The organism is Arsenicicoccus dermatophilus (genome assembly GCF_046267915.1).
Classification (GTDB): Bacteria; Actinomycetota; Actinomycetes; order Actinomycetales; family Dermatophilaceae; genus Arsenicicoccus; species Arsenicicoccus dermatophilus_A.
In genome coordinates this window covers 2,157,244-2,176,956 of the sequence record NZ_CP176520.1, presented here as the reverse complement: position 1 = coordinate 2,176,956, position 19,713 = coordinate 2,157,244, and the positions used below count along the sequence as shown (strand labels likewise).

Here is a 19,713-nt window from a genome sequence, read left to right as displayed (position 1 = left end):
CGGGGGCGAGGGAGCACCGCTGTGCGACCGGGCAGGACGACGGCCCGTGAGGCGAACCGCTTCGAGGAGCGGGCCCGCCGGGCCCGGCTCGACCGGCTGCGCACCCTCCTGCTCGTCCTCCTGGCGCTCGCCCTGCTGGGTGGGCTCGGCTACCTCGTGTGGTTCAGCCCGGTCCTGACCGTCAAGGAGGTCGAGGTGCAGGGGGTCTCCGGCGCCCAGGCCGACGAGGTGCGGCGGGCGGCGGACGTCCCCCTGGGGGTGCCGCTGGCCCGGCTGGACCTCGAGGGTCCCGGCCGCCGGATCACGAGCTCGCCGTTGTACGCCGAGGCCGAGGTCGCCCGACGGTGGCCCACCACGGTGGTGCTGAAGGTGACTCCCCGACGGCCGGTCCTGGCCCTGCGGACCGGCGGGTCCTACCAGCTGGTCGACGAGGACGGTGTGGCCTACCGGTCCGTCGACCGGGTCCCCTCGGGGGTCGCGGTGGCGACCGGCCGGGGGCAGGTGCCTGCGCCGGGGCTGCGCGCCGCCGTCGCCATGATGCGCGCCCTGCCCGAGGACCTGCGGGGCCGGGTGAGCACGGTGGAGGTCGAGGGCCCGAGCATGGTGACCTTCCAGGTGGGCCGTTCCCGGGTCCGCTGGGGAGACGAATCTGAACCTCAGCTCAAGGTTAAGGTCATCGCGGCGCTGCTGCCCCGAGCGCCCGGCACCCTGGACGTGAGCGCCCCGCACCTGCCGGTCACGCGATAGGGGGTGTCGCCGCTCGGCGGCCCCGTCACCTGGGTACAGTCCGCCGTGGTGGACCTGAACCTGAGGGCGGAGGTCACCTTTCTGAACGGCTCGCAACACGCCGCGGCAAGGGTTGCTCCGTCCGTGGAGCGCGACGTACGTTTTACCCAACGCTCGGTAACAGAACCATAACCCTGCAGTCTAACTTGAGGGTCTGACCTCCTCCAGGAGGGGGCCCCGACAGCCCTGCTGCACCCCTGAGGAGAGGCCCCCACCGTGGCAGCACCACAGAACTACCTCGCCGTCATCAAGGTCGTCGGCATCGGCGGCGGCGGTGTCAACGCGATCAACCGGATGATCGAGGTCGGCCTCAAGGGGGTCGAGTTCATCGCGATCAACACCGATGCCCAGGCCCTGCTGATGAGCGACGCCGACGTCAAGCTCGACGTGGGGCGTGAGCTCACCCGCGGACTCGGCGCCGGCGCCGATCCCGAGGTCGGCAAGCGGGCCGCCGAAGACCACGCCGAGGAGATCGAGGAGGTCCTGCGGGGGGCCGACATGGTCTTCGTGACCGCCGGCGAGGGCGGCGGCACGGGCACCGGTGGGGCACCGGTGGTCGCCAAGATCGCACGCGGCATCGGCGCCCTGACCATCGGTGTGGTGACGCGGCCGTTCACCTTCGAGGGTCGTCGCCGGGCCAACCAGGCCGAGTCGGGCATCGGCAACCTGCGCGAGGAGGTCGACACCCTCATCGTCATCCCCAACGACCGGCTGCTGTCGATCAGCGACCGCAACGTCTCGATGCTGGACGCCTTCCGCAGCGCCGACCAGGTCCTCCTGTCCGGCGTCCAGGGCATCACCGACCTGATCACGACGCCCGGTCTGATCAACCTCGACTTCGCCGACGTGAAGTCGGTCATGCAGGGTGCCGGCTCCGCGCTCATGGGCATCGGGTCGGCGCGCGGCGAGGACCGGGCGGTCCAGGCCGCCGAGCTCGCGATCTCCAGTCCGTTGCTCGAGGCGAGCATCGACGGGGCCTACGGCGTGCTGCTGTCCATCCAGGGTGGTTCGGACCTCGGGCTCTTCGAGATCAACGAGGCCGCCCGCCTGGTCCAGGAGGCCGCGCACCCCGAGGCCAACATCATCTTCGGCTCCGTGATCGACGACGCCCTCGGCGACGAGGTGCGCGTCACCGTCATCGCGGCCGGCTTCGACGGGGGTGACCCCCAGCCGCGCCGCGAGGAGCCGGCGCCGGCCCAGCAGCGTGGCCCCCAGCCTCCCGCCCAGCCCGCTCGTCCGGCCCAGGCGGCTCCCCAGCAGGCTCAGTCCCAGCCGGTGCGCCCGGCGCAGACCCCGCCCCAGGGGCAGCCGCAGCCGCTGCGCCCGGTGCAGGCGGGGGAGCCGCAGCAGGCACAATCGGTCGTCCGCCCGGTCCAGCCCGGCCAGCTGCCCCAGCCGGTGGGGACCCAGGCGGGTCCGCACGCCCCCGGTCAGGTGCCCGCGCAGCCCCAGCAGGCGCCCGGCGCCCCGGGGCAGGTCCGCCCGACCGAGCATGCCCAGCGCCCGCCGCGGCAGGTGACCTTCGACGACAGCGCCGACCTGGACGTCCCGGACTTCCTGAAGTGACCGGTGCCGGCGCGCGCCGGCGGCCGAGCGTGACGACGCCCCGACCTCCCGGTCGGGGCGTCGTCGTCTGCGGGGGAGTGGGACGACCGGCGGTGCGGGCGGGCGGGCCACGGCGAACGCGCTAGCCTCGGAGACGTGTTCGTCCACCAGCATCACGAGGGTCCCGTCCGGCTCGCCTTCACCGCCGCCCTCGGCGGCGTGAGCGAGGGTCCGTATGCCGCGCCGGCGGGCGGGGCGGGTCTCAACCTGGGCTCCCACGTCGGCGACGACCCGGACCGCGTGGCTGCCAACCGCGTCCGGGTGGCCGAGGCGCTGGGGCTTCCCGTCGACCGGCTGGTCCTGCTCGACCAGGTGCACGGCGCCGACGTGGTTCGCGTCGACGGTCCCTGCCGGGGCCCGGCCGGCAGCGCCGACGGACTGGTCACCACCACCCCTGGTCTGGGTCTGGTCGTGCTGGTCGCTGACTGCACCCCGGTGCTGCTGGCCGACCCGTCCGCAGGCGTCGTCGGCGCCGCCCACGCCGGTCGCCCCGGCATGCTCGCCGGGGTGGTGCCGGCCACCGTCGAGGCGATGCGGGAGCTGGGGGCCCGCGAGATCACCGCGCACGTGGGCCCGTCCGTGTGCGGCCGGTGCTACGAGGTGCCGCTCCCGATGCAGCAGGACGCCATCGCCCGGGTGCCCGAGAGCGGGGCCCGGACCTGGACCGGCACCCCGGCGATCGACGTCGCCGCGGGCGTCGTCGCCCAGCTGGCCGCCCTCGACGTCGCGGTGACCTGGGTCCCCGGGTGCACCCGCGAGGACGACCGGTTCTACTCCTACCGGCGTTCCGGCACGACGGGACGCCTCGGCGGGGTCGTGCTCCTGGAGGAGCGGTCATGACCCCCGACCGGTACGTCGAGCCGGCGAGGCCGCCCGCCGCTGCGGGCACCGGGGCGGGCCGTCGCACGGGGCTGGCCGCCCGCCTCGCCGCCGTCGAGGACCGCATCGGGCAGGCCTGCCGCGCCGCGGGTCGCCCGCGCGCGGACGTCACCCTCGTCACGGTCACGAAGTTCTTCCCCGCCACCGACGTCGAGCTGCTCGCCGGCCTGGGGGTCACCGACGTGGGGGAGAACAAGGCCCAGGAGGCCGCCGCGAAGGTCGCCGAGCTGGACCCGGCGCTGCGGGCCGGGTTGCGGGTCCACTTCGTCGGGCAGCTGCAGACCAACAAGGCCCGCCAGGTCGTCGGCCTGGCCGACCTGGTCCACGCCGTCGACCGGGACCGGCTCGTCACGGCGCTGGACCGGGCGGCGGCCGAGGCCGGACGTCGCGTCGAGGTGCTGCTCCAGGTCGACCTGGACCCGAAGAGCACCGTCGACGGGAGGAGCGGGCGTGGTGGCGCTCGTCCGGACGCCATACCTGCCCTGGCGGACCTGGTGTCGGGTGCCGCGCACCTGGAGCTGCGGGGTCTGATGGCCGTCGCGCCGCTGGGCGCCGACCCCGACGAGGCCTTCGCGCGCCTGGCTCTGACGGCCGAGCGGCTGCGTGCCGGACACCCTCGGGCGACCCTGCTCTCGGCGGGGATGAGCGGCGACCTGGAGGCTGCAGTGCGTCACGGAGCGACACACCTGCGTGTCGGCTCGGCAATCCTGGGGGCCCGTCCGGTCCCCCGGTAGCGTCGCTCCTGACCACGATCCACCACAGATCAGGAGCACGCGATGGCTGGGGCGCTACGCCAGGCGATGGTCTACCTCGGGCTGGCCGAGGACGACGAGTACGACGACAGGTACGACGACGACCGGGAGCCCATGCGTGACCACGGCTCCGAGGCCGCCCCGCGGGAGTCCGCCCGGCCGGAGCCGCACCTGGTCGACGCGTCACGCAGCCCCACCGGTCCCGCCCGCCCCGAGGACGAGCCTCGAGGTGCCACCTCCGTGCGCGAGGAGCGTCATGCCTCCGTCGCACACCTGCCGCAGCGCACGCCCGTCGCGCGCGTCGTCCGTGACCCGGAGGTCGGTCAGATGAACCGCATCACCACCATCCACCCGCGCACCTACAACGAGGCGAAGACGATCGGGGAGTCCTTCCGTGAGGGCATCCCGGTCATCATGAACCTCAGCGACATGGCCGACGACGACGCCAAGCGGCTCGTCGACTTCGCCGCCGGTCTGGTGTTCGGGCTCAACGGCTCGATCGAGCGGGTCACGAGCAAGGTCTTCCTGCTCACCCCGCAGGACGTCGAGGTCTCCACCGAGGAGTCCGAGACGCCCACCGAGACCCGCGGCTTCTTCAACCAGAGCTGACACGCAGCCCCAGCGTCGTCACGCAGGCCCGTCGGGAACACCCGGCGGGCCTGCCCCGTTGTCCAGACCGAAATCGTTTCACCCGAAGGGATCCGGATGGCCGTCGTCAAGACCCTGCTCCTCGACCTCCTGTGGTTGTTCTGGGTCCTCCTCCTGGCCCGGATGGTGCTCGGATACGTCGTGATGCTCGCCCGGGACTGGCGCCCCACGGGGGTGATCCTGCTGGTCGCAGAGGGCATCTGCACGGTCACCGACCCTCCGCTGCGGGCCTTACGCCGAGTGATTCCCCCGCTACGCATAGGTGGGATCGCGCTTGACCTGGCGTTCCTGGTGCTGCTGTTAGTGGTAGTGGCTCTGATGCAGGCTGTCGCCAGGGTGTAGGTTGCTGGGCGACCGTCGCGCCCGCGCCCTCAAGCGGAAGCGACCTGGACGATCGCAAAGGAAGACTCATGGCGCTCACGCCTGATGACGTGCTGAAGAAGAGCTTCGGAGCCACGCAGTTCCGTCGGGGTTACGACGAGCGCGAGGTCGACGACTTCCTCGACGAGGTCGTGAGCGAGCTGCGAGACCTGATCGCCGAGCGCGACGACTACAAGCGCAAGTACGAGGAGTGCGCGCGCAGCAAGGGCCAGGCGCCGGTCGCCACCAAGGGCCGCCGCGAGAGCAGCGCCGAGGTCGCCAAGCTCCGGACCGAGCTCCAGGCCGCGCTCAAGCGCGCCGACGACGCCGATCGCCGGGCCGAGGCCGCCGAGCGCGGGGCTGCGGGGCACAGCGACCAGGCGCTCGTGGCCGCCCGCGACGACGCCTCGGCCGCCCGCGCCGAGGCCGGGCAGCTGCGGGACCGCCTCATGCGGGTGGAGAACGAGCTGGCCGCCACCCGCTCCGAGCTCACCAAGGCCCAGAGCGCTCCCCGCCAGCCGCTCGCCGCCCCGTCGGCCGCGCACGACTCCTCCGGCGCCGCCGGCCTGATCGAGCTGGCCCAGCGTCTGCACGACGAGCACGTCGCCAAGGGGCAGGCCGAGCAGGACCGACTCGTGGCCGAGGGTCGCAGCCAGCGCGAGGCGATGATCAACGAGGGTTCGCGCAAGCGCGACGAGCTGGTCGGCTCCGCCCAGCTGCGGCACGACGAGCTCATCGCCGAGGGCCAGCAGCGTCACAAGAAGCTCATCGCCGACGGCACGGCCCAGCACGAGACGCTGATCGCCGAGGCGACCAAGCAGCGCGAGGGGATACTCCAGGGCCTCGCCGGCGAGAAGGCCCAGCTCGAGCAGGCGGTCGCCGCGCTCCGCGCCTTCGAGGCCACCTATCGCGACAACATCTCCACCTTCCTCAAGTCGCAGCTGCACGAGGTCGAGCGCACGCGCCTGGCCCCGAGCCACGCCTGACAGCCCGACAGCGCCGGGTCTTGCCGGCGTCCCGGGAGCGGGAGGACACCGCACGGTGCCTCCCGCTCCGGCGTGCCAGGGCGTCTCAGCGCATCACCGGCGGAGCCCCAGCTTTCCCGCGGGTGACGGAGGGGCTACCCTGTGCACACCTCGGCGCGGCTGTGCGCCGTCAGCCGTCCGGTGCGGGGGCACCCGACGGCCCGTTCGATCTCAGTGAGGGCAGCATGGCTGGCAAGTCCGCAGGGCGGTCCACGACGTCCGGTTCCATCGACGTCTCCGGTGACGACGGCACCTGGTCACCGGCAGAGGTGGCCGAGCTCAAGGAGACCCTGCGCTCCGAGATCGCCCGGCTGCGCGACGATCTCGCCGCGGCCCAGGAGGATCTGGTCGGCCTGGTCCAGGACACGCAGGACATCGTCGGCGACGATCAGGCCGACGTGGGCTCCAAGGCGATCGAGCGTGAGCACGAGGCCGCCATGGCCGCCAACACCCGCGACGTCCTGACGCAGTACGAGCATGCGCTGGAGCGGGTCGAGTCCGACCTGCACGGCGTGTGCGAGGGATGCGGGGGCACCATCCCCAAGCTGCGGGTCCAGGCCTTCCCGCGGGCCACCCTGTGCGTGACGTGCAAGGCCGCGCAGAAGCGTTGATCCCGACGACCCGGGCGCGCCGCACCTGGCCCCTCATCGCCCTGCTCTCCGTGCTGACCTTCGCCGCCGACCAGGGCAGCAAGGTGTGGGCGACCCGCACCCTGACGCCCGGGGACCCGCACCCGCTGGTGGGTGAGTGGTTGCGGTTGCTGCTGATCCGCAACTCCGGCGCAGCCTTCTCCCTGGGCTCCGGCCAGACGTGGGTGCTCACGCTGGTCGCCGTCGCCATCGGGATCCTGGTCGGGTGGCACGCCCGCCGCATCGTCTCGGTGAGCTGGGCGGTGGCCGCCGGCCTCGTGCTGGGCGGTCTTCTCGGCAACCTGTGGGACAGGTTGTTCCGCCCACCGTCCTTCGGCCAGGGCCACGTGGTCGACTTCATCGACTACGGCGGCTGGTTCATCGGCAACGTGGCCGACATCGCGATCGTGGCCGCCGCCGCCCTGATCGCCCTGCTGTCCGTCCTCGGCATCAGCCACGACGGATCTGTCCCGCAGGATCACCCTGCCGACCCGGCCCCCGCGCGCCCGGACGGCGGGCCGACGACCCCGACGAGCCCTGGAGCCACCCGTGCCTGACGTCCGCATGCTGCCCGTCCCTGACGGGCTCGAGGGGGAGCGCGTCGACGCCGCCGTGGCCCGGCTGTTCGGGGTGTCCCGGTCCAAGGCCGCGGACCTGGCGGGCGAGGGTGCGATCCAGGTGGACGGAGCCGCCGTCGCCAAGTCCGAGCGGGTCACCGCCGGTGCGTGGCTGGAGGTCACCCTGCCCGACCCGGTGCGCGAGGACGCCCCGGCCGTCGAGCCGCGCGAGGCTCCCGGCCTGCAGATCGTCCACGACGACACCGAGATCGTGGTGGTCGACAAGCCGGCCGGCTGCGCGGCCCACCCCAGCGTCGGCTGGGACGGCCCCGACGTGGTGTCCGGCCTGATGGCCGAGGGCTACCGCATCACGACCTCCGGCGCCGCGGAGCGTCAGGGCATCGTCCAACGACTCGACGTCGGGACGACCGGGCTGATGGTCGTGGCGAAGTCCGAGCGGGCCTACACCGTCCTCAAGCAGGCCTTCCGCGACCGGACGCCGGAAAAGGTCTACCACGCCGTGGTCCAGGGTCTGCCCGACCCGATGGCGGGCACCGTCGAGGCACCGATCGGTCGACACCCCCACCACGACTGGAAGTTCGCGGTCCGGCAGGAGGGGCGTCACTCGGTGACGCACTACGCCGTGCTCGAGGCCATGCGGCACGCGTCCCTGCTGGAGGTCCACCTGGAGACGGGCCGGACCCACCAGATCCGGGTGCACTTCAGCGCCCTGCGGCATCCGTGCGTCGGCGACCCGCTCTACGGCGCCGACCCGGTGCTGGCACGCAAGGTCGGCCTGGACCGGCAGTGGCTGCACGCGCACCGGCTCGGTTTCACCCACCCGGGCAGCGGTGAGTGGGTGCGCTTCGAGTCGCCGTACCCGCCGGACCTGCAGCACTCCCTGGACCTGCTGCGGGCGGGCTGAGCCCGGTCGCTCACGGCTGCCCGGGCAGCCGCAGGGAGGACTCGGCGAACCGGTCCTCCAGGAACCGCGTCTGGGTCTCCAGGGCGCGGGCGTCCCCGGCATAGACCGACTCGGCGATCCGGTCGACCTGGGTGGCGACGAGCTGCAGCTGGTGGAGCAGCTCCTCGTGCGGGGTGCGACCGCTCGTCAGCCGGTGCGCGCGGGCGAAGCTCGGCGGCAGGTCGACGTACGCCCCCAGCGCCTGCGGGAGGTAGTCGTCGACGATCCGCCCGACGACGAACCTGCTGTCCGTGGCGGCCGCGTCGCGCTCGACGCGCTCGGCCAGCGGCGCGAGACCGGCGTGCACCCGGGCGTACGCCGCCTGCACGTCCTCGGGCAGGCGCGCCGTGTCGGCGCGGACGGTGCTGCTCAGGTGGTCCAGCCGGGCCCGCAGCGTCGGTCCGGACGGTGCGGCGGTCGCCGGGGAGGCGGTGACCTGGGGTGCCTGGGACGAGGAGCCTGGTCCCAGAGCCGTCCGGAGCCCTTCCTCGTACGCCACTGCGCCCCTGAGCACCCGGTGGCGCAGGACGAGGGCGTGACCGGTCCCGCCGAACCAGGTCGCCACCAGGAGGATCGAGAGCAGGGTGCTCCACGGCTCGTGGCGGTCCGTGCCGGAGCCGGCGAGCGTCGAGACGAGGAGCAGCGCGGCGCTGGCCGCGGACCATCCCTTGGCGATGCGCCAGACGTCCCGCGACCTGGCGATGTTGCCGGCCCACAGCCACCCGGCGAACGAGAAGAGTCCGCTACCGAAGAAGACGAGGAGGACCCACCACGATCGGCGTCGGCGCCACGCGCCGGGTCGTCGCTCGAGCAGTGCGTCGATGTGGTCGGGCGTCACAAGCGGTCCTCTCGCGGCTGCGTCCGTGCTCCCCCCGTCGGTCCAGCCCGTGACGCCCCTCCAGCCTAGAGGCGCAGCCTGCTCGACGTGCTGCCTCGCGCCGGAAGAGGACGGGACGCAGGTCCCCTCCTCGCCGCGGACGGCAGCCGGTGTCACCGGGCGTTGCCCGGCTCGTCGCCGGGAAGTCTGTCCCCGGGCCGCCGTAGACTGCCCGCGATGTCCTCGCCAGCAGCCTCCAGCAGCTCCTTCGTCCACCTGCACAACCACACCGAGTACTCCATGCTCGACGGTGCGGCGCGGATCGACGACCTCTTCCAGCGGGCCTCCGAGATGGGCATGCCCGCCGTCGCGACGACGGACCACGGTTTCATCTTCGGGGCCTACGAGTTCTGGAAGAAGTCGACGCGGTACGGCGTCAAGCCGGTCATCGGGATCGAGGCCTACCTCACGCCTGGCACCCACCGCACCGACAAGACCCGGGTGAAGTACGGCGACGGCGGCCGCGACGACGTGTCCGGGTCCGGCGCCTATACCCACATGACGATGTGGGCGCGCGACAACGAGGGCATGCACAACCTCTTCCGGATGTGCTCGCTGGCGTCGCTGGAGGGCTACTACTTCAAGCCGCGCATGGACCGCGAGCTGCTGGAGACCTACGGCAAGGGGATCATCGCCACGACGGGGTGCCCGTCGGGGGAGATCCAGACCCGGCTGCGTCTGGGCCAGTACGCCGAGGCGAGGCAGGCCGCGAGCGACTTCCGGGACATCTTCGGGCGGGACAGCTTCTACTGCGAGCTGATGGACCACGGGCTCGACATCGAGCGGCGGGTGCAGAAAGACCTCTTCCGGCTGGCCAAGGAGCTGGACCTGCCGTTCGTCGCCACCAACGACCTGCACTACACCGACGCCGCCGACGCCAAGGCGCACGCGGCGCTGCTGTGTGTGCAGTCCGGGTCGACGCTGATGGACCCCAACCGGTTCAAGTTCGACGCCGACGACTTCTACCTCAAGTCCCCCGAGGAGATGCGACACCTGTGGCGCGAGGTCCCCGAGGCCTGCGACAACACGCTGCGCATCGCCGAGATGTGCGACATCTCCTTCCACGAGGGGGAGGGGCAGTTCATGCCGCGCTTCCCCTGCCCGCCGGGGGAGGACGAGACCAGCTGGTTCGTCAAGGAGGTCGAGACCGGCCTGCACGCCCGCTTCCCGGAGGGGGTGCCGGACTACGCCCGCAAGCAGGCGCAGTACGAGTGCGAGGTCATCATCGGCAAGGGCTACCCGGGTTACTTCCTCGTCGTCGCCGACTTCATCAACTGGGCCAAGGAGAACGGCATCCGGGTGGGTCCGGGCCGTGGCTCCGGCGCCGGCTCGATGTGCGCCTACGCCATGCGGATCACCGACCTGGACCCGGTGCCGCACGGTCTGATCTTCGAGCGCTTCCTCAACCCCGAGCGCAAGTCGATGCCCGACTTCGACGTCGACTTCGACGAGCGTCGGCGTGGCGAGGTGATCAAGTACGTCACCGAGAAGTACGGCGCGGAGCGCGTCGCGCAGATCGTCACCTACGGCACCATCAAGGCCAAGCAGGCCGTCAAGGACGCCGGGCGCGTGCTCGGTCATCCCTTCGCCGTGGGCGAGCGGCTGACCAAGGCCATGCCCCCGGACGTCATGGGCAAGGGCATCCCGCTGTCCGGGATCTTCGACCCCGAGCACAAGAGGTATGCCGAGGCGGCGGACTTCCGCGCGCTGCACGACTCCGACCCCGTCGCCCAGGAGGTGGTGGGGACCGCCCGGGGGCTGGAAGGCCTGAAGCGGCAGTGGGGTGTGCACGCCGCCGGCGTCATCATGTCCAGCGAGCCGCTGATCGACGTCATCCCGATCATGCGCCGCGAGGCCGACGGCCAGATCATCACCCAGTTCGACTACCCGAGCTGCGAGTCGCTCGGCCTGGTCAAGATGGACTTCCTGGGGCTGCGCAACCTGACGATCCTCGACGACGCCATCAAGAACGTCGAGATGAACCGCGGCGAGACCCTCGACCTGGACGCCCTGTCCAAGGACATGACCGACAAGGCGACGTACGACCTGCTCGCCCGCGGTGACACCCTCGGGGTCTTCCAGCTCGACGGCGGCGGCATGCGCTCCCTGCTGCGGCTCATGCAGCCGGACAACTTCGAGGACATCTCCGCCGCCCTCGCGCTCTACCGCCCGGGTCCCATGGGCGCCAACGCGCACACCAACTTCGCGCTGCGCAAGAACGGCAAGCAACAGGTGGACTACATCCACCCCGAGCTGACCGAGGCGCTCGAGCCGATCCTCAAGATGACCTACGGCCTGATCATCTATCAGGAGCAGGTCATGGAGATCGCCCAGAAGCTCGCGGGCTACACCCTCGGCAACGCCGACCTGCTGCGCCGCGCCATGGGCAAGAAGAAGAAGGAGGTGCTGGACGCCGAGTACGTCAACTTCGAGAAGGGCATGCTCGACAACGGCTTCTCCACGGAGGCGGTCGAGAAGCTCTGGAGCATCCTGCTGCCCTTCTCCGACTACGCCTTCAACAAGGCGCACACCGCGGCCTACGGCGTGGTGTCGTACTGGACCGGCTATCTCAAGGCCAACTACCGCGCGGAGTACATGGCGGCCCTGCTGACGAGCGTGCGCGACGACAAGGACAAGTCGGCGCTGTACCTCAACGAGTGCCGGCACATGGGCATCCAGGTGCTGCCGCCGGACGTCAACGACTCGATCGGCTTCTTCGCCGCCGTCGGCGACGACATCCGCTTCGGCCTGGAGGCGATCCGCAACGTCGGCGCCAACGTGGTGGTGGAGATCGTCAGGGCCCGCGAGGAGAAGGGCGCCTTCACGTCCTTCAAGGACTTCCTCAACAAGGTGCCCGCCGTCGTGTGCAACAAGCGCACCATCGAGTCGCTGATCAAGGCCGGCGCCTTCGACTCGCTGGGGGAGACACGCCGGGGCCTGGTCGAGGTGCACGAGAGGTATGTCGAGGCCCTCGTGGACGTCAAGCGTCGCGAGGCCGCCGGCCAGGACTCGCTGTTCGCGGCCTTCGGGATGCCCGGCGAGGAGGAGGACGCCGGTGGGGCCGATGCCTTCGCGGGACTGCCGCCGGTGCCGACCCACGGCTGGGACAAGCAGGTGACCCTGCAGTACGAGCGGGAGATGCTCGGGCTGTACGTCTCGGACCACCCGCTCTTCGGGATCGAGCACGTCCTGCACCAGCACGCGGACACCTCCATCGCCGCGCTCAACACCGAGGACGGCAAGCCCGACGGGGCCACGGTCACCATCGCCGGCCTGATCACCGGGCTGCAGCTCAAGCGCACCAAGAAGGGTGACCTCTGGGCGATCGCCACGGTGGAGGACCTCGACGGCGCGATCGAGTGCCTGTTCTTCCCCTCGACGTACATGACGGTCTCGACGGTGCTGGCACCGGACGCGGTGGTGGTGGTGCGTGGCCGGGTCAACAAGCGGGACGAGTCCACCTCGATCTACGCCCAGGACCTGCACCTGCCGGACCTGGTCGAGGGGCCGCGCGGGCCGGTGCTGCTCACGCTGCCGACGGTGCGCGCCACCACCGGGATCGCCGAGCGCCTCAAGGACGTCCTGCTCAACCACCCCGGCACGACGGAGGTGCAGGTCAAGCTCACCCAGCCCGGCCGCGAGGTGGTGATGCGGCTGGAGCCGCACGTGGATCCCACCTCGGCGCTCTTCGGCGACCTCAAGGCCCTGCTCGGCCCGGCCTGCCTCGACGCGGGCTGACTCCGCGGCGGCGGCGAGCCGACCGGCGAGGGGCTGCTGCGCCGGGTGCGGGCCGGCGTGACGTCGGTGCCGCCGTCCGGCTGGTCCATCGACTAGCGTTCGTCCGTGACCTCCGCATCCTTGCCCGAGCCCCCGCGCGCCCGCCGGGTGGAGACGACCCGCACCCACCACGGGGAGAGCGTGTCCGACCCCTACGAGTGGCTGCGGGACAAGTCCTCGCCGGAGGTCATCGCCCACCTGGAGGCCGAGAACGCCTACACCGCCGCGATGACCGCCGACCAGGAGCCCTTGCGCCGGGCGATCTTCGAGGAGCTGAAGGCGCGGGTCCAGGAGACCGACCTGTCGGTGCCGGTGGCCTACCGCGGATGGTGGTACTACTCGCGGACCACCGAGGGCGAGCAGTACGCGCGCGAGTGCCGGGTCGTCGTGGCCGACACCCCCGACGGGGTCCCCGGGCCGCCCCCGCAGCTCGTCGACGGCGCCCCGCCCGAGGGGGAGCAGGTGCTCCTGGACGGGCCCGCCCTGGCGCAGGGCCACGAGTTCTTCGGCGTCGGGTCCACCGACGTCAGCCACGACGGCACCCGGTTCGCGTACGCCGTGGACACCACGGGCGACGAGCGCTACGACCTGGTCATCACCGAGGTGCCCACCGATCCCACGGTCACCGGCGTGGTCGGGCGGATCATCGACGACCAGGTGACCGGGATCGGCTACGGCCTGGTCTTCTCCCTGGACGGGCGGCAGGTCTACTACACCCGCAACGACGACGCCTGGCGCCAGTTCCAGGTCTGGCGGCACGAGATCGGGACCCCCGTCGAGCAGGACGTGCTGGTCCACGACGAGACCGACGAGCGCTTCTGGGTGGGGGTCGGGTCCAGCCGCGACGACCGCTGGATCGTCATCGCCACCGGGTCCAAGACCACCTCGGAGACCTGGCTCATCGACTCGGCCGACCCCGACGCGACCCCGCGGCTGGTCGCCCCCCGCGAGGAGGGCGTGGAGTACGACGTCGAGCCCGCCGGCGAGGTGCTGCTGATCACCCACAACGCCACCCACCAGGACTTCGAGCTGGCCGTGGCACCCACCGACGCCACGAGCCGGGATCAGTGGCGAACCATCCTCACCCCGGGCGAGGGGGAGCGGGTGGTCGGGGTGGAGGCCTTCTCGGCATACGCCGTCGTCGCGATGCGCAAGGACGGGCTCACCGCCCTGTCGGTGCTGGACCGCCCCCGGCCCGACGAGCTGGCCGCACCGCGGCCGCTGGAGTTCGACGAGCCGATCTACACCGTGCACCCCGGCGACAACCTCGACTACGACGCGACCTGGCTGCGGATCTCCTACCAGTCGCTGGTCACCCCGCCGTGCGTCTACGACGTGGACCTGGCCACCCTCGGGCGGACCCTGCGCAAGCGCACCGAGGTGCTCGGCGGGGTGGACCTGGACGCCTACGAGCAGCGGCGCGAGTGGGCGATCGCGCCGGACGGCACCCGGGTGCCGATCTCGCTGGTCTACCGCAAGGACACCCGGCCCGACGGCACGCACCCCGGGATGCTCTACGCCTACGGCTCCTACGAGGCCTGCACGGACCCGTGGTTCTCCTTCCTGCGGTTCAGCCTGCTCGACCGCGGCTTCGTCTGGGCCCTGGCGCACGTGCGCGGCGGCGGCGAGATGGGACGCGCGTGGTACGACCAGGGCAAGACCCTCACCAAGCGCAACACCTTCACCGACTTCGTCGCCTGCGGCGAGCACCTGGTGCAGACCGGGTGGGTGGCCCCGGACCGGCTCGTCGCCGAGGGCGGCTCGGCCGGCGGTCTGCTGATCGGGGCCGTCGCCAACATCGCCCCGGACCTGTTCCGCGCGCTGCACGCCCAGGTGCCCTTCGTGGACGCCCTGACCACCATCCTCGACCCCTCGCTGCCGCTGACGGTGGGCGAGTGGGAGGAGTGGGGCGACCCGCTGCACGACCCCGAGGTCTACCGCTACCTGCGCAGCTACTCGCCCTACGAGAACGTCGCCCCGCGCCGCTATCCCTCGATCCTGGCGACCACCTCGCTCAACGACACCCGGGTGTTCTACGTCGAGCCCGCCAAGTGGGTCGCCCGGCTGCGCGAGACCGTCACCAACGACCCGGCCGAGCGGCCCGTCCTGCTGCAGACCGAGATGGTGGCCGGCCACGGCGGCGTCTCCGGGCGCTACGACGCCTGGCGGCAGGCGGCCTTCGAGTGGGCCTGGCTGATGACCCAGGCGGGGGTGACCCGATGACCGCGGCGCCCGACCCGCGGGTGGCCGTGCGGATCTGCCGCGACACCCGGCTGTGCATCTCGCTGTCCGGGCGACCGTCCAACATCGGCACCAGGTTTCACAACTACCTCTATGCGGAGCTCGGGCTGGACTACGTCTACAAGGCCTTCACGGCCACCGACATCCGCGACGCCGTCGCCGGGGTGCGCGGCCTGGGGATCCGCGGCTGCGCGGTCTCGATGCCGTGGAAGGAGGACGTGATCGCGCTCGTCGACGAGATGACCCCGTCCGCCGCCGCCATCGAGTCGGTCAACACCATCGTCAACGACGACGGACGCCTGGTGGCCTACAACACCGACTACCTCGCGATCCGCTCGCTGCTCGACGCCCACGAGGTGCCGCGGTCGCTACCGTTCGCCGTGCTCGGCTCGGGCGGTATGGCGAAGGCCGCGGTCGCCGCGCTCACCGACGCGGGCTTCTCCTCGGGGCACGTCGTGGCCCGCAACCCTGGGACCGGCCCGGCCCTCGCGTCCCGCTACGGCCACACCTGGGCGCCGTCGCTCGACGGGCTCGCCCCCGGACTGGTGCTCAACGCGACTCCCGTGGGCATGGCCGGCGGGTCCGGGGAGGGCGAGCTGTCCGCTCCCCGGGAGGTCGTCGAGGCCGCCGAGGTGGTCTTCGACGTGGTGGCCTTCCCCTCCGAGACGCCGCTGGTGACGCTCGCCCGCGAGCTGGGCCGTGAGGTGATCACCGGGGCCGAGGTGATCGCCCTGCAGGCGGCCGAGCAGTTCGCGCTCTACACCGGGGTCCGCCCCACCGCCGAGCAGGTGCGCCGGGCCTCGGAGTTCTCCCGCGAGGCCTGACCTGCGCGACCGGTCGCCGGCTGCCGGGGCGACCCGACGGGACGTCCGAGGTGACCCCCGGCCTGCCTGCTGCCTAGGGTGGCGCCATGCCTGATCAGCCTGCCCTCGTCGTCCTCCTCGAGGGCGTCTCCGACATCGCCGCCATCCGTGCCGCCCTCACCACCGCCGGCGTCGACCTCGCCGCGGTCGACCTGGTCGACCTGCAGGGGGTCACCAACGTCGGCCGGGTCCTCGCCGAGATCCGCCAGCTGCGCCCGGAGGCGGAGGTGGTCGGGATGTGCGACGCGGGCGAGGTCCGGCACGTGATGGCCGCGCTCGCGGCGGACGGCTGCCCGGCCGCCGACGCCACCGACCTGCCGGCCTACGGCTTCTTCGTCTGCGAGGCCGACCTGGAGGACGAGCTGCTGCGCGCGCTGGGCACCCCGCGCGCCGTCGAGGCGATCCGACGGTCCCCGCTCGGCGGCAAGCTCGAGGCGCTGCAGATCCAGCCGGCGTGGCGCGACCTGGAGCTGGACGAGCAGGTGCGGCGCTTCACCCGCACCCCGGCCGCGCGCAAGGAGCGGGTGGCGGGGGTGCTGGCCGCGGCGCTGACCCGCGAGGAGCTGCCCGAGCCGATCGCCATGCTGGTCGACCGGATCTCCTGGAGCGTCTGAGAGCTCGCCGCGCCGGTCGGACCTGCCGGCATACCGGAGGGAACCCGTGGGCTCCCGCCCGCGTCAGAAAAGTGATATCACTTAGATGTCACATTCTGACGCACCCCAGGGGGAGAGCATGAGCACCCAGCACACGCCCGGCGGACCGGTCGACCGCAGCGACGACACCGTGGACCCGATCCAGGCGCCGCCGTCCACCAGGCCCGTCGGACACCAGGGCGCACGGGTCGGGGTCAACGAGCGACCGGCCTTCGCCATGGACGGGTTCCTGGCGCTCGCGCTGGCGCTCCTGCTGCTGGTCGGCGGCATGACCTGCGTCGCCCTGGGGGCCAAGCAGGCCGCCGACGTCGGATCCGCCACGGCGACCCCCTTCGTCCTCGGGGTGCTGCTCATGCTCCTCGGGGCGGTCGTCGCCAGCTCGGTGGTCGTCATCCAGCCCGGCCAGACCGCGGTGATCCAGTTCTTCGGCAGGTATGTCGGCACCGCCCGCCGCGCCGGCCTGACCATGGTGCTTCCGTTCACCAGCAAGCGGCGGGTGTCGGTGCGGGTCAACAACTTCGAGACCAACACGCTCAAGGTCAACGACGCCGACGGCAACCCCGTCGAGATCGCCGCCATCGTCGTCTGGCAGGTCGCGGACACCGCCCGGGCGTGCTTCTCGGTGGAGTCCTACGACAACTTCGTCCGGGTGCAGTCCGAGTCGGCGCTGCGGCACGTGGCGATCTCCCACCCCTACGACGCCCCCGACGAGGTCGAGGGCGCGGTCGAGTCGCTGCGCGGGTCCACCGACGTCGTGTCCGGCGAGCTGGCCCGCGAGGTGGCCGAGCGCGTCGCGGTCGCCGGCGTCGAGATCGTCGAGGTCCGCATCTCCCACCTGGCCTATGCCCCCGAGATCGCCCAGGCGATGCTGCAGCGCCAGCAGGCCTCGGCCATCGTCGCGGCCCGCGCGCGCATCGTCGAGGGTGCGGTCGGCATGGTCGACATGGCCCTGGCCCGCCTCGAGCAGCAGGACATCGTCGAGCTGGACGACGAGCGCAAGGCCGCCATGGTCTCCAACCTGCTCGTCGTGCTCTGCGGCGAGTCGCGGGCGACGCCCGTGGTCAACACGGGGTCGCTCTACCAGTGACGCCGCCACGCGAGCGGCGCGGCGGGGCCGGGCGCAGGCAGATGCTCCTGCGTCTGGACCCCGCCGTCCACGACGCCCTCGCCCGCTGGGCGGCCGACGACCTGCGCAGCGTCAACGCGCAGGTCGAGATGGTGCTGCGGGAGGCCCTGCGCAAGGCGGGTCGGATGCCTCAGGACGCCGGGCCGCTCCCGCGCCGCGGGCGCCCGCCGGCCGAGGGCTGACCCGGAGCCGGGTCGCGCTGGACGGTCGAGATCGCCTGGTGGCTCACCGCGTCCGTCGGCCGTAGGCACCGACCCGCCCCCGGGCCACGAGCTCGACCGTCACGACGACGGCGAGCGCCTGGACGAGCAGCAGGGCCGCGAGGACGACGAGCTGCACCGCGGCCGCCTCGAGCGGGGACGCGCCGCCGAGGAGGGTGCCGACGAAGGCGCCCGGCAGCGTCACCAGCCCGACGGTGCGGGTCTGGTCCAGCCCAGGGACCAGGGCGAGCGCGGCGTCGTCGCGGCCCACGAGCAGTGCTGCGTCCCGGTCGGGCAGCCCCAGCGACAAGGCCGCCTCGAACTCGCCGTGCCGCTGCCGCAGCGCGTCCAGGGTGCGCTTGCCGGCCAGGGTGGTCGCGGTCATCGCGTTGCCGATGAGGATGCCGAGGACGGGCACGATCGCGACGGGACGCAGCGGGATCAGGCCGGACGCCGCGAGCGCCGCGCCGACCGGGACGGCTGCCGCGCAGACCGGGAGCACGGTCCACCAGGTGCCTCCCTGCGGTATGACGCGCCTGCCGGCGGTCGTCGAGGCCACGGCGAGCATGAGGGCGACGAAGGCCAGGGTCAACCACCACGAGCGCAGCACCGCGGCGATCAGCATCCCGACGGCCGCGAGCTGGAGGGTGGCCCGGGCGGCCGCGGTGACGGTGGCGCCGGTGTGGCCGAGGTGCCCCCAGCGGTGGACCGCCGCCGCGGCGAGGGTGAGGAGCAGGACGACCGTCACCAGCCTGACGACGTCGGCGGTCGTGGCGACGGAGACGAGCGAGGAGCCGGTGGTCACGGGCTCCATCAGACCACGGTGGCGCGTTCGGGTGGCAGGGGGCGTGAGGACGGCCCTTCGGTCACTCCGAGATCAATCATGGTCATCATCAGGTGACTGCCTTCATCGAACGTCCTGGGAGGGATGCATGTCCTTCGTCGCCCGCACCACCGTTGCCGCTGCCGTCGTCGCGGCCCTCGCCCTCCCGGCCGCGGCCGGTGCCCAGGCGTCCGGCAGTCCCGCCCGGCGAGCCGGTGCCCAGCAGACGGCCATCCGGTCGATGGCCTCCGTCGCCGCGCGGCAGGGCGCGGCCAGGCCCGCTCTCGCGGCGGTCGCCGGGCCGGTCCGCGAGACCCGCGTCATCGGTCGCACCCGCCAGGGCCGCCCGATCTACGCCTACCGGCTGGGGGAGCCCGGCAGGCCCGTGGTCGCCGTGGTCGCCACCATGCACGGCAACGAGCGGATGAACCACTGGGTGGTGAACGGCCTGCGCACCGGTCGTCCGGTCAGGGGCGTGGACCTGTGGGTCGTGGAGTACGTCAACCCTGATGGCTGGGCCCGGGGTTCGCGCTACAACGCTGTCGGCGTGGATCTCAACCGCAACTTCCCGACGGCCTGGAGCTCGCGGGTGCTGCGGGCCGGCCGCGGGCCGGCGTCCGAGCCGGAGACCCGTGCCTTGATGTCCTTCCTGGACCGCACCGACCCGCGCTACGTCGTCAGCCTGCACCAGCCCTTCGACGGCGTGGACACCTATGCCCTCAAGGACCGGGCCCTGGCCGACCGGCTGTCCCGTCAGCTGGGGCTGGCCAGGAAGTCCTTCGCCTGCTCGGGCGGCTGCCACGGCACGATGACGCAGTGGTTCAACGCCCGGCACCGGGGTGCGGCGATCACCGTGGAGTGGGGTCGCTCACCCTCCCGCGCGCAGCTGTCGCGCGCCTCGGACGGGGTGCTCCGGTCGGTCGGGGGCACCCGCTAGACCCGGGTGGG

19 protein-coding genes are annotated in these 19,713 nt (G+C 72.3%); 17 read left to right on the top strand and 2 right to left on the bottom strand.

Annotation, left to right across the window (positions count from 1 at the left end; genetic code table 11):
* Positions 1–21: 21 nt before the first annotated feature.
* The 10 genes from ACK2IS_RS10460 (at position 22) to ACK2IS_RS10415 (ending at position 8,166) form a co-directional block, all read left to right on the top strand.
* Complete coding sequence (locus tag ACK2IS_RS10460; RefSeq protein ID WP_409483271.1) at positions 22–747, top strand: cell division protein FtsQ/DivIB; 726 nt, start codon at positions 22–24, stop codon at positions 745–747.
* Positions 748–1,002: 255 nt separating this feature from the next.
* The gene (gene ftsZ, locus ACK2IS_RS10455) at positions 1,003–2,352 is read left to right on the top strand and encodes a cell division protein FtsZ (RefSeq protein ID WP_409483270.1); all 1,350 of its coding nucleotides are present in this window, start codon (positions 1,003–1,005) and stop codon (positions 2,350–2,352) included.
* A 135-nt stretch (positions 2,353–2,487) separates the two neighbouring features.
* Complete coding sequence (gene pgeF / locus ACK2IS_RS10450; RefSeq protein ID WP_409483269.1) at positions 2,488–3,231, top strand: peptidoglycan editing factor PgeF; 744 nt, start codon at positions 2,488–2,490, stop codon at positions 3,229–3,231.
* Entirely contained in the window at positions 3,228–4,004 is a 777-nt protein-coding gene (locus ACK2IS_RS10445) for a YggS family pyridoxal phosphate-dependent enzyme (RefSeq protein ID WP_409483268.1), read from the top strand. Before pgeF ends, ACK2IS_RS10445 begins: the two co-directional genes overlap by 4 nt.
* 42 nt (positions 4,005–4,046) lie before the next feature.
* Positions 4,047–4,631, top strand: coding sequence for a cell division protein SepF (locus tag ACK2IS_RS10440; RefSeq protein WP_409483267.1), 585 nt, complete (start codon positions 4,047–4,049; stop codon positions 4,629–4,631).
* Positions 4,632–4,727: 96 nt separating this feature from the next.
* Positions 4,728–5,012, top strand: coding sequence for a YggT family protein (locus ACK2IS_RS10435; RefSeq protein WP_409483266.1), 285 nt, complete (start codon positions 4,728–4,730; stop codon positions 5,010–5,012).
* A gap of 68 nt (positions 5,013–5,080) precedes the next feature.
* Entirely contained in the window at positions 5,081–6,016 is a 936-nt protein-coding gene (locus ACK2IS_RS10430; protein ID WP_409483265.1) for a DivIVA domain-containing protein, read from the top strand.
* 224 nt (positions 6,017–6,240) lie between these two features.
* Positions 6,241–6,666 (top strand): TraR/DksA family transcriptional regulator, encoded by a 426-nt coding sequence (locus tag ACK2IS_RS10425; RefSeq protein WP_409483264.1) that lies wholly within the window; start codon positions 6,241–6,243, stop codon positions 6,664–6,666.
* The gene (gene lspA, locus ACK2IS_RS10420) at positions 6,663–7,241 is read left to right on the top strand and encodes a signal peptidase II (RefSeq protein ID WP_409483263.1); all 579 of its coding nucleotides are present in this window, start codon (positions 6,663–6,665) and stop codon (positions 7,239–7,241) included. Before ACK2IS_RS10425 ends, lspA begins: the two co-directional genes overlap by 4 nt.
* A complete protein-coding gene (locus ACK2IS_RS10415; protein ID WP_409483262.1) occupies positions 7,234–8,166 on the top strand; it encodes an RluA family pseudouridine synthase in 933 nt (310 codons plus the stop codon). Before lspA ends, ACK2IS_RS10415 begins: the two co-directional genes overlap by 8 nt.
* A 10-nt stretch (positions 8,167–8,176) precedes the next feature.
* Here the strand turns inward: ACK2IS_RS10415 and ACK2IS_RS10410 are convergent, their stop codons facing one another.
* Positions 8,177–9,043, bottom strand: a complete 867-nt coding sequence (locus ACK2IS_RS10410; RefSeq protein ID WP_409483261.1) for a hypothetical protein — start codon at positions 9,041–9,043, stop codon at positions 8,177–8,179.
* A gap of 216 nt (positions 9,044–9,259) precedes the next feature.
* On the opposite strand from ACK2IS_RS10410, the gene dnaE reads away from it, so the two are divergent.
* From dnaE to ACK2IS_RS10380, 6 genes are all read left to right on the top strand, one after another.
* Complete coding sequence (gene dnaE, locus ACK2IS_RS10405; protein ID WP_409483260.1) at positions 9,260–12,820, top strand: DNA polymerase III subunit alpha; 3,561 nt, start codon at positions 9,260–9,262, stop codon at positions 12,818–12,820.
* A 105-nt stretch (positions 12,821–12,925) separates the two neighbouring features.
* Positions 12,926–15,082 (top strand): S9 family peptidase, encoded by a 2,157-nt coding sequence (locus tag ACK2IS_RS10400; protein ID WP_409483259.1) that lies wholly within the window; start codon positions 12,926–12,928, stop codon positions 15,080–15,082.
* Positions 15,079–15,924 carry a shikimate 5-dehydrogenase gene (locus tag ACK2IS_RS10395; protein WP_409483258.1) on the top strand — a complete coding sequence of 282 codons (846 nt, stop codon included), beginning with the start codon at positions 15,079–15,081 and terminating at the stop codon, positions 15,922–15,924. Before ACK2IS_RS10400 ends, ACK2IS_RS10395 begins: the two co-directional genes overlap by 4 nt.
* 86 nt (positions 15,925–16,010) lie before the next feature.
* Entirely contained in the window at positions 16,011–16,577 is a 567-nt protein-coding gene (locus tag ACK2IS_RS10390; protein ID WP_409483257.1) for a hypothetical protein, read from the top strand.
* A gap of 118 nt (positions 16,578–16,695) precedes the next feature.
* Positions 16,696–17,703, top strand: coding sequence for an SPFH domain-containing protein (locus ACK2IS_RS10385; protein ID WP_409483256.1), 1,008 nt, complete (start codon positions 16,696–16,698; stop codon positions 17,701–17,703).
* Positions 17,700–17,924, top strand: coding sequence for a hypothetical protein (locus ACK2IS_RS10380; RefSeq protein ID WP_409483255.1), 225 nt, complete (start codon positions 17,700–17,702; stop codon positions 17,922–17,924). The genes ACK2IS_RS10385 and ACK2IS_RS10380 overlap by 4 nt, the downstream gene beginning before the upstream one ends.
* 43 nt (positions 17,925–17,967) lie before the next feature.
* On the opposite strand, the gene ACK2IS_RS10375 is transcribed toward ACK2IS_RS10380, so the two are convergent.
* A complete protein-coding gene (locus tag ACK2IS_RS10375; protein WP_409483254.1) occupies positions 17,968–18,756 on the bottom strand; it encodes an ABC transporter permease in 789 nt (262 codons plus the stop codon).
* Between the two features lie 118 nt (positions 18,757–18,874).
* On the opposite strand from ACK2IS_RS10375, the gene ACK2IS_RS10370 reads away from it, so the two are divergent.
* A complete protein-coding gene (locus tag ACK2IS_RS10370) occupies positions 18,875–19,702 on the top strand; it encodes a M14 family zinc carboxypeptidase (RefSeq protein ID WP_409483253.1) in 828 nt (275 codons plus the stop codon).
* Positions 19,703–19,713: the final 11 nt, after the last annotated feature.

Excerpts from the sequence above, each read along its gene's own strand:
- ACK2IS_RS10445 (WP_409483268.1), top strand. The coding sequence starts at position 3,228 with ATGACCCCCGACCGGTACGTCGAGCCGGCGAGGCCGCCCGCCGCTGCG.
- ACK2IS_RS10440 (WP_409483267.1), top strand. The coding sequence starts at position 4,047 with ATGGCTGGGGCGCTACGCCAGGCGATGGTCTACCTCGGGCTGGCCGAG.
- ACK2IS_RS10435 (WP_409483266.1), top strand. The coding sequence starts at position 4,728 with ATGGCCGTCGTCAAGACCCTGCTCCTCGACCTCCTGTGGTTGTTCTGG.
- ACK2IS_RS10430 (WP_409483265.1), top strand. The coding sequence starts at position 5,081 with ATGGCGCTCACGCCTGATGACGTGCTGAAGAAGAGCTTCGGAGCCACG.
- ACK2IS_RS10425 (WP_409483264.1), top strand. The coding sequence starts at position 6,241 with ATGGCTGGCAAGTCCGCAGGGCGGTCCACGACGTCCGGTTCCATCGAC.
- dnaE (WP_409483260.1), top strand. The coding sequence starts at position 9,260 with ATGTCCTCGCCAGCAGCCTCCAGCAGCTCCTTCGTCCACCTGCACAAC.
- ACK2IS_RS10395 (WP_409483258.1), top strand. The coding sequence starts at position 15,079 with ATGACCGCGGCGCCCGACCCGCGGGTGGCCGTGCGGATCTGCCGCGAC.
- ACK2IS_RS10390 (WP_409483257.1), top strand. The coding sequence starts at position 16,011 with ATGCCTGATCAGCCTGCCCTCGTCGTCCTCCTCGAGGGCGTCTCCGAC.
- ACK2IS_RS10385 (WP_409483256.1), top strand. The coding sequence starts at position 16,696 with ATGAGCACCCAGCACACGCCCGGCGGACCGGTCGACCGCAGCGACGAC.
- ACK2IS_RS10375 (WP_409483254.1), bottom strand. The coding sequence starts at position 18,756 with ATGGAGCCCGTGACCACCGGCTCCTCGCTCGTCTCCGTCGCCACGACC.
- ACK2IS_RS10370 (WP_409483253.1), top strand. The coding sequence starts at position 18,875 with ATGTCCTTCGTCGCCCGCACCACCGTTGCCGCTGCCGTCGTCGCGGCC.